This is a genomic window from bacterium, from assembly GCA_040755795.1.
Taxonomy (GTDB): domain Bacteria; phylum UBA9089; class CG2-30-40-21; order CG2-30-40-21; family SBAY01; genus JBFLXS01.
Genome location: JBFLXS010000198.1, coordinates 1 through 7,161 on the forward strand (window position 1 = coordinate 1; position 7,161 = coordinate 7,161).

The following is a 7,161-nucleotide window of genomic DNA, read 5'->3' on the forward strand; positions in this document are numbered from 1 at the left end:
GCATTTTTTCTCTTAAACTTTAATTTTTTTTGGATTGACCCCGCCAACATAAAGTTTATTTTACCTTCAGATCTCGCATAAGATGGACGAAAAAAACATATCTCCTCTCCTTGCTTTATGTCAACAGTCTGTTGAATGTAGAAAGCAGTTCCTTTTACATTCAACATTCACGGTCTGACCCTGACCCCATTTCGAAGGGTGGAGCAAGAAAAAGTTTGAGCCATTTCTCCAATTCTCCCTTTTCCCCATTTCTCCTTGTTTACACTTCTAATGTATAGCCCTGAACGGTTACAAACTTTTATCTATGATTGGATTAATCTTGCCTATTATAAATGTGATATTTACCAGCATTTATATCGATAGGTTAATCCGCGTAGAACCTTTTGAAAGTAGTCCGTATAAAAAATCGCGGTATCTTAAATTAGGACTATTAATATTCCTATTTTTCTGGATAGGTGAATTATACTCTCTTTTAACCATCAAAATGACCTCATAGTAGCCTACTAATTCCTTGCCTCATTGATTACCAATTACCTTCAATCTAAAAAAATCCTTTGACTTTTGGCAAAAAATGTGATAGACTATTATAAAAAGGTAAAAATTTTGTGATGTATGTTCAAATCTTATTAGCCGGATTAATTGGTGGATTAATAAATTTAGATACTTATTGTATTGCCCAAACAATGATTTCCAGACCATTGGTTGTTTCGCCTTTTTTAGGATTAATACTGGGGTCATTGCAAGGCTCGCCTCAAGAAGGATTATATTTAGGGGCAATCATTGGAGTTATTTTAGAATTAGTCTGGATAAATACCTTTCAAGTAGGCACTATTATTCCACCAAATGCCACGATAAGTAGTATCACAATTACTTCATTAGTCTGTATTGGTAGTATTAATCTACCACTTAATTTGTTAGAAAAAGTAAGTTTTTTAATTTTATCTATGTGCTTTGGAATCATTGTTGGTTTTTTCTCCAGATGGATTGATTTTTTCCTGTTTGAAAAGGTTAATATTACCCTTTTACACAAATTAGAGGCTGACATTAAAATAGGAAATTTACAGATGATAGAACGGATAAATTGGATAAGTATAGGAATGAGTTTTATTATCCATTCCTTAATCTTGATTGGGACTATAAGCGTTGGACTATTTGCCGTTAAAATAATAACAAATCTTTTAGCCACTAAATTTGATTTAACCATTATTTTACCATTACTTTTATTATTTGGTTGTGGTGTAACAATAAGTGTTTTAGGTGTGCGAAAGTATCTTATTTATTTTGTGGTTGGTTTTATTTTAACAAGTATTGTAATTTTTATAAAAGGCTAAATCTATGCTATCTAAAGGTGATATTTTCAAGATATTTTTCAGGTCATTATTTGTGCAGTCAATATTCAATTTTGAGCGGATGCAAAGTGTAGGATTTGTTTATACGATATTCCCAATGATAAAAAAATTGTATTCACAGCCTCGAGCACAAAAAGAAGTTATTCTTCGACACTTAGAATTTATCAATACGCATCCATATTTTATTACATTAATTAGTGGCTTAATTATTTCAAAAGAAGAAGAACTATCAAAAGGTAAAGAAGGATTAACTCCGGCTGACATCTCGGTTTTGAAATCATATATGACATCGCCTCTGGCTGGAATCGGAGATAGTTTGCTTTGGGCAACATATCGACCTTTAATCTCCCTTTTGGGAATGATGATAACATCAACCTTAATCTGGATACAAAAATCCCCTATTTGGGGAATAATCTTTTTCTTGATTATTTATAATATTTTGCCTTTATATCTGAGATTTATCGGCATAAAAAAAGGATATTGCCTTAAAGAAAACCTGATAGAAAAAATCAGTAAAATCTCTTTTCAGCGGATTAAATCTATATTCAATATTATCGGCATAACTTTTTTGGGGATATTAAGTAGTATTCTTTGCTGGTTTAATGCCCGTTTAATAAAAACTGATGTGGTTGAAGAATATTTTATTGGAATAGCATCATTGATAATTATAATTGCTACAGGCATTGGCATTAGAATAAGAATCAGTCCTTTGATTATCTTTTTGTTCATATTGGGAATAGGGAGTTTATTAGTTTATTTTAAAACAATGGGAATGTGGTCTTATAATTCTGAAATTAAATATTTAACCAGGATTATCTTATGAATTCAGTAGAAAAAATAGTTACACTTGAAAATAAATTAGGGTTACACCTCCGGGCGGCGGTTATTTTCGTCCAGGCTGCCACTAAATTTCAATCCGTGATTAAAGTAAAAAAAGTTAATAACTCAGGTTCAGGATGGAGAAATGGCAAAAGTATTTTAAGTGTGGGAACTTTAGATGCAGGCAAAGGTAGTCAAATAATAATCAATGCCCGTGGCGAAGATGCTATAGAGGCGGTAGAAAAATTAACAAAATTATTCGAAGATAAATTTGGAGAAAAAGAATGATAACTTCATCGATGTTAAAACTTAAAGGCGTAATTGCCTCACCAGGAATTGTTATCGGCAAGGCTTATTTATTAGATATAACTAAGCTCAAGATAACTCAGAGAAAGATTACTGAAGAAGAAGTAGAAAATCAAATTAATAGTTTTAAAGAGGCAGTTTTACACACTGAAAAAGAAATTGTAAAGATTAAAGAAAAGGTTCATGAAGAAATGGGTGAAGAATATTCGAATATCTTTGAGGCTCATTTATTAATTTTAAAAGATCCGTTACTTATCTTTGAGGTTTCTGAAAGAATAAGAAAAGAATATATCAATGTAGAGTATGCCTTGTGGGAAGTTCTGCAGATGATTACTGAGAATATCGCTGGATTAGAAGATGCCTATATGCGAGAACGAGTAGTAGATATTTATGACATAGGTCGGAGAATATTAGAAAATTTAGTTGGAACTACTAATCTTAGTCTACAAGAATTAAAGGAAGATGTTATTGTCGTTGCCCATAATTTAACACCATCAGATACCTCGCATATGTATAAAGGGAAGATAATGGGTTTTGCGACAGATATAGGTGGTCAAACCTCGCATACCGCCATTATGGCGCGTGCCTTAGAAATTCCAGCCGTAGTTGGATTAAGAGATATAACATTTCGAGTTAAATCCGGAGATATTCTAATTATTGATGGTAGTCATGGTATTGTTATTGTTAATCCAGATAAAGCGACGATTAACGAATATGAGAAAAAGAAAAAGATATTTGATGAATTTAAAGCGGGCTTAGCCTGGCTAAAAGACTTGCCAGGTCAAACGAATGATGGTTATAGAGTTGACATTGCGGCTAATATTGAACTACCAGAGGAAATTGATGTTGTAAAGGATGAAGGGGCAGAGGGAATTGGATTATACCGCACTGAATTTTTGTATCTGGATAGAACTGAATTACCAGATGAAGATGAACAATTAAAGGCATATCAACAAGTAATATCTCAAATGAAACCATATCCTGTGACGATAAGAACATTAGATGTAGGTGGAGATAAATATTTATCTTACTTAGGAACTCCAACCGAAGTAAATCCTTTCCTTGGATTGCGAGCAATCCGATTATGTTTAAGATATAAGAATATGTTTAAAACACAAATAAGAGCTCTATTTCGAGCCAGTAACTTTGGTAAATTAAGAATAATGTTTCCAATGATTTCAGAATTAGAAGAATTACGAGCTACAAAAAAAATCATTGAAGAGGTAAAACAGGAATTAAAGACAGAAAAGGTATGTTTTGCTCCGAACATAGAACTTGGCATAATGATTGAAACGCCTTCAGCGGTAATGATTTCAGATATTTTAGCCAAAGAAGTAGATTTTTTTAGCATTGGCACAAATGATTTAATTCAATATACCATTGCCATAGATAGAGTTAATGAACAATTAGCTCATCTTTACAACCCGGCACATCCGGCTATTTTACGCTCTATTAATTATACCATCGAATCTGCACATAATCAGGGAATATGGATAGGTATGTGTGGTGAGATGGCTGGTGACCCATTATTTACGATTATTTTAGTCGGTATGGGAATAGATGAATTAAGTATGTCCAGTAGCTCTATCCCGAAGGTAAAAGAGGTCATTCGGTCAATAAGCCTTATTGAGGCAAAAGAATTAGTGCAAAAAGTACTTAAATTGCACAGCGTCAATGAAGTAGAAAATGTCCTCAAGGAAATAATGTATAAGAAATTCCCTCATTTGTTCAATACAGCAAGAAATCACACTTAGATACTAATTAATTCTTATAATCTCTTTTTTGTGTCTTTGTGGTGAATAGTTACGCGCATCCAATGACTCTATTCGATAATTCATCAAATTTCACTTCGTGCTCTCTGTGCCCTTCGTGGTGAATAGTTACGTTTATTTTATTCAATCGCCATAAAGCGACAGCTGGTAATACAGGTTTTACATCGAATGCATTTCTCTTTATCTATCTTTGCTACTTGTTTCTTTTCCCAGGTAATAGCACTTACAGGACAAGCTTTGGCACATTGACCACACATTTTACACAAGTCAGGAATTACCTCAAACTTCAATAAAGGCAAGCAAGAATGAGCGGGACAATATTTTTCTTTAATATGTGCTTCATACTCGCTCCGAAAATATTTAATGGTCGTTAATACTGGATTAGGTGCTGTTTGTCCCAGCCCACATAAAGATGTATTTTTAATATCTTCTGCTAATTCTTCTAATAATTCAATATCACCTTCTTTTCCATGTCCGCTGGTAATTTCTTCTAATTTATCAAGCATTACCTTTGTTCCTACTCGACAGGGAATGCATTTACCACAAGATTCATCTTGAGTGAATTCTAAGAAAAATTTAGCAATTCCAACCATACAGGTTGTTTCATCCATAACAACCATTCCACCAGAACCCATAATTGCACCAGTCTGTGTAATAGATTCATAGTCAACCGGGATATCTAAAAGACTTTCTGGAATACAACCACCCGAAGGACCACCCATCTGAACTGCCTTAAATTTACGCCTATTCTTTATGCCACCTCCAATATCATAGATAATCTGGCGTAATGGGATACCCATTGGAACTTCTATTAAACCGATATTGTTTATTGCACCCGTTAAAGCAAATACTTTAGTTCCTTTACTCTTTTCAGTGCCGAGACTGGCATACCAACTTCCTCCATTAAGAATAATCTGGGGAACATTGGCAAATGTCTCTACATTATTTAATACCGATGGTTTTTGCCAGAGTCCTTTATGAGCCGGAAATGGAGGTCTTGGTCGCGGCATTCCTCTTTTTCCTTCAATTGATGTCATTAATGCGGTCTCTTCACCACAAACAAATGCCCCTGCCCCTTGATAAATCTCTATTTCGAAATCAAACCCTGAACCTAATATATCTCTCCCTAAAAGTCCATATTCAGTTGCCTGTTCAATAGCAATCTCAAGTCGTTTCACGGCTAATGGATATTCTGCTCGAACATAGATATAGCCTTTATGAGCACCAATTGCCTTTGCTCCAATAATCATTCCTTCTAAAACCGCATGTGGGTCAGCTTCTAATATAGACCTATCCATAAATGCCCCCGGGTCTCCTTCATCTCCGTTACATAAAATATACTTAATATCCCCTTTCGCCTTAGAGCAAAATTCCCATTTCAACCCGGTTGGGAAACCAGCACCACCTCGACCTCGTAACCCAGAATCTTTTATTTCCTGGATTATTTCTTCCGGGGTCATTTCAAGTAGTGCTTTAGATGCACCCAGATACCCATCGCGGGCAATATATTCATCAATTTTTTCGGCATCAATCAAACCACGGTTCCGTAAAGCCCGTAATACCTGACGGCTAAAAAATGGAATATCTCTCATTGCCGGAACAGGTTCTTTTTCTGCTGGAGGTGTGTACATTAAGTCCTTAACAGGTCGCCCTTTCAGGAAATGTTCTACGACTAAAAATGGTATATTTTCTGGTTTAAGCCCTTGATAAAATATACCTTCTGGATAAACAACCATTAATGGTCCCTGAGCACAGAAACCATTACACCCGGTTAAAACTATTCCAATTTCATCCTCAAGATTATGTTTTTTAAGTTCATCTTCTAATGATGCTTTTACCTTTAATGAACCACTGGCAACACAACCAGTGCCCGCACAAATTAATAGGTTCGTTCGATATTGTTTCATTGTTTATCTCCTTTCGCCTGAAAATAGGAAGTAGAAAGTAGAGAGTAGAAAGTAGAAAGTAAAGAAAACATCACTCCTCACGCCTATCTCCTTACCTCCCACCTTCTATCTCCTACCTATCTATTTCCCTTATTTCCCTTTGCGTTCTTTGCGTGAAACTTCCTTTCCCCTGAAAATTGGGACTCGGGGTTCGGATTTAGGGGTTAAGGAATTCTTTTATTCCCGAGTCCCGAATCCCTTTATTTTCATTCTCCAGATGGCTAAATAGTTACAAGATTAATACGGTTTCTATGTTTTATTTAACACTACCTTTTTTATCAGGTGGATTTTTTCCCTTATAAAAAATATTAGAGTAATATCGCTGATAATAATCATTTTTTCTTTCTGTCGGAGAATAATATGCAGGGGTATCATCTTTATCTTGTTCAGATAGTTTTTTATAAATCGATTGCCCTAACCAGGGACTAAACATAGGTTCTTCAACTTTCAATCTTTCTGCGGTTGCATAATCAGTTGTCGTATAAGTCAGGGTAGAAGTTGCTACTTTCGAAATAGGCACATAGGGAACAGGTTCAGTTTTTTTAGCATATTTATATAATAATAATCCTGTGGGGGTGTGAGTTCCCCCTCTTAAAGTAGATGTCCCACGCTCATATAATAACCCACTGCTTTGTTCTGTTGATTTTAAAGATGTAGTTTTCTTTTTCCCTTGTGAATATTTACTCCCATAAAATTTCGAGGAATAGACAGATTTTCCCAGTGAGCTATAGTCTTGCGCTCCTGAAGGAGATATATAGCCAAAGATTATGACTAAAATTCCTATTAATTTATATTTCATCATTCATTATTCTCCTTGCTCCCCTACCCTACTTACTTTCTTCGGTAACTGTTCACCGCAGAGATGATATGATAAAGTGTCAAGTTTGACCTGCGAAAGATTTTATGGTATACTATACAAAAAGTATTAACTAACTAAAATAAGGAGGACAAACTTATGACACAAACAAC

General features: G+C 34.8%; 7 protein-coding genes. 5 read left to right on the forward strand and 2 right to left on the reverse strand.

All coding sequences use genetic code 11. From position 1 onward, the window contains the following. Positions 1 to 304 precede the first annotated feature (304 nt). The 5 genes from AB1414_12570 to ptsP all read left to right on the forward strand — a co-directional run bounded on the left by AB1414_12570 (position 305) and on the right by ptsP (position 4,228). Positions 305 to 496 carry a hypothetical protein gene (locus AB1414_12570; protein MEW6608257.1) on the forward strand — a complete coding sequence of 64 codons (192 nt, stop codon included), beginning with the start codon at positions 305 to 307 and terminating at the stop codon, positions 494 to 496. Positions 497 to 608: 112 nt separating this feature from the next. Further along, positions 609 to 1,331: a PTS sugar transporter subunit IIC gene (locus AB1414_12575; protein MEW6608258.1), complete on the forward strand. Its 723-nt coding sequence runs from the start codon at positions 609 to 611 to the stop codon at positions 1,329 to 1,331. Positions 1,332 to 1,335: 4 nt separating this feature from the next. Next, on the forward strand, positions 1,336 to 2,172 hold the full coding sequence (locus AB1414_12580; GenBank protein ID MEW6608259.1) for a PTS system mannose/fructose/sorbose family transporter subunit IID: 837 nt from the start codon (positions 1,336 to 1,338) through the stop codon (positions 2,170 to 2,172). After that, complete coding sequence (locus AB1414_12585) at positions 2,169 to 2,456, forward strand: HPr family phosphocarrier protein (GenBank protein MEW6608260.1); 288 nt, start codon at positions 2,169 to 2,171, stop codon at positions 2,454 to 2,456. Before AB1414_12580 ends, AB1414_12585 begins: the two co-directional genes overlap by 4 nt. Further along, positions 2,453 to 4,228 (forward strand): phosphoenolpyruvate--protein phosphotransferase, encoded by a 1,776-nt coding sequence (gene ptsP, locus AB1414_12590; GenBank protein ID MEW6608261.1) that lies wholly within the window; start codon positions 2,453 to 2,455, stop codon positions 4,226 to 4,228. The genes AB1414_12585 and ptsP overlap by 4 nt, the downstream gene beginning before the upstream one ends. 137 nt (positions 4,229 to 4,365) lie before the next feature. Here the strand turns inward: ptsP and nuoF are convergent, their stop codons facing one another. Next, entirely contained in the window at positions 4,366 to 6,153 is a 1,788-nt protein-coding gene (gene nuoF, locus AB1414_12595) for an NADH-quinone oxidoreductase subunit NuoF (protein ID MEW6608262.1), read from the reverse strand. A gap of 295 nt (positions 6,154 to 6,448) precedes the next feature. Continuing rightward, positions 6,449 to 6,994: a hypothetical protein gene (locus tag AB1414_12600; protein MEW6608263.1), complete on the reverse strand. Its 546-nt coding sequence runs from the start codon at positions 6,992 to 6,994 to the stop codon at positions 6,449 to 6,451. Positions 6,995 to 7,161 lie beyond the last annotated feature (167 nt).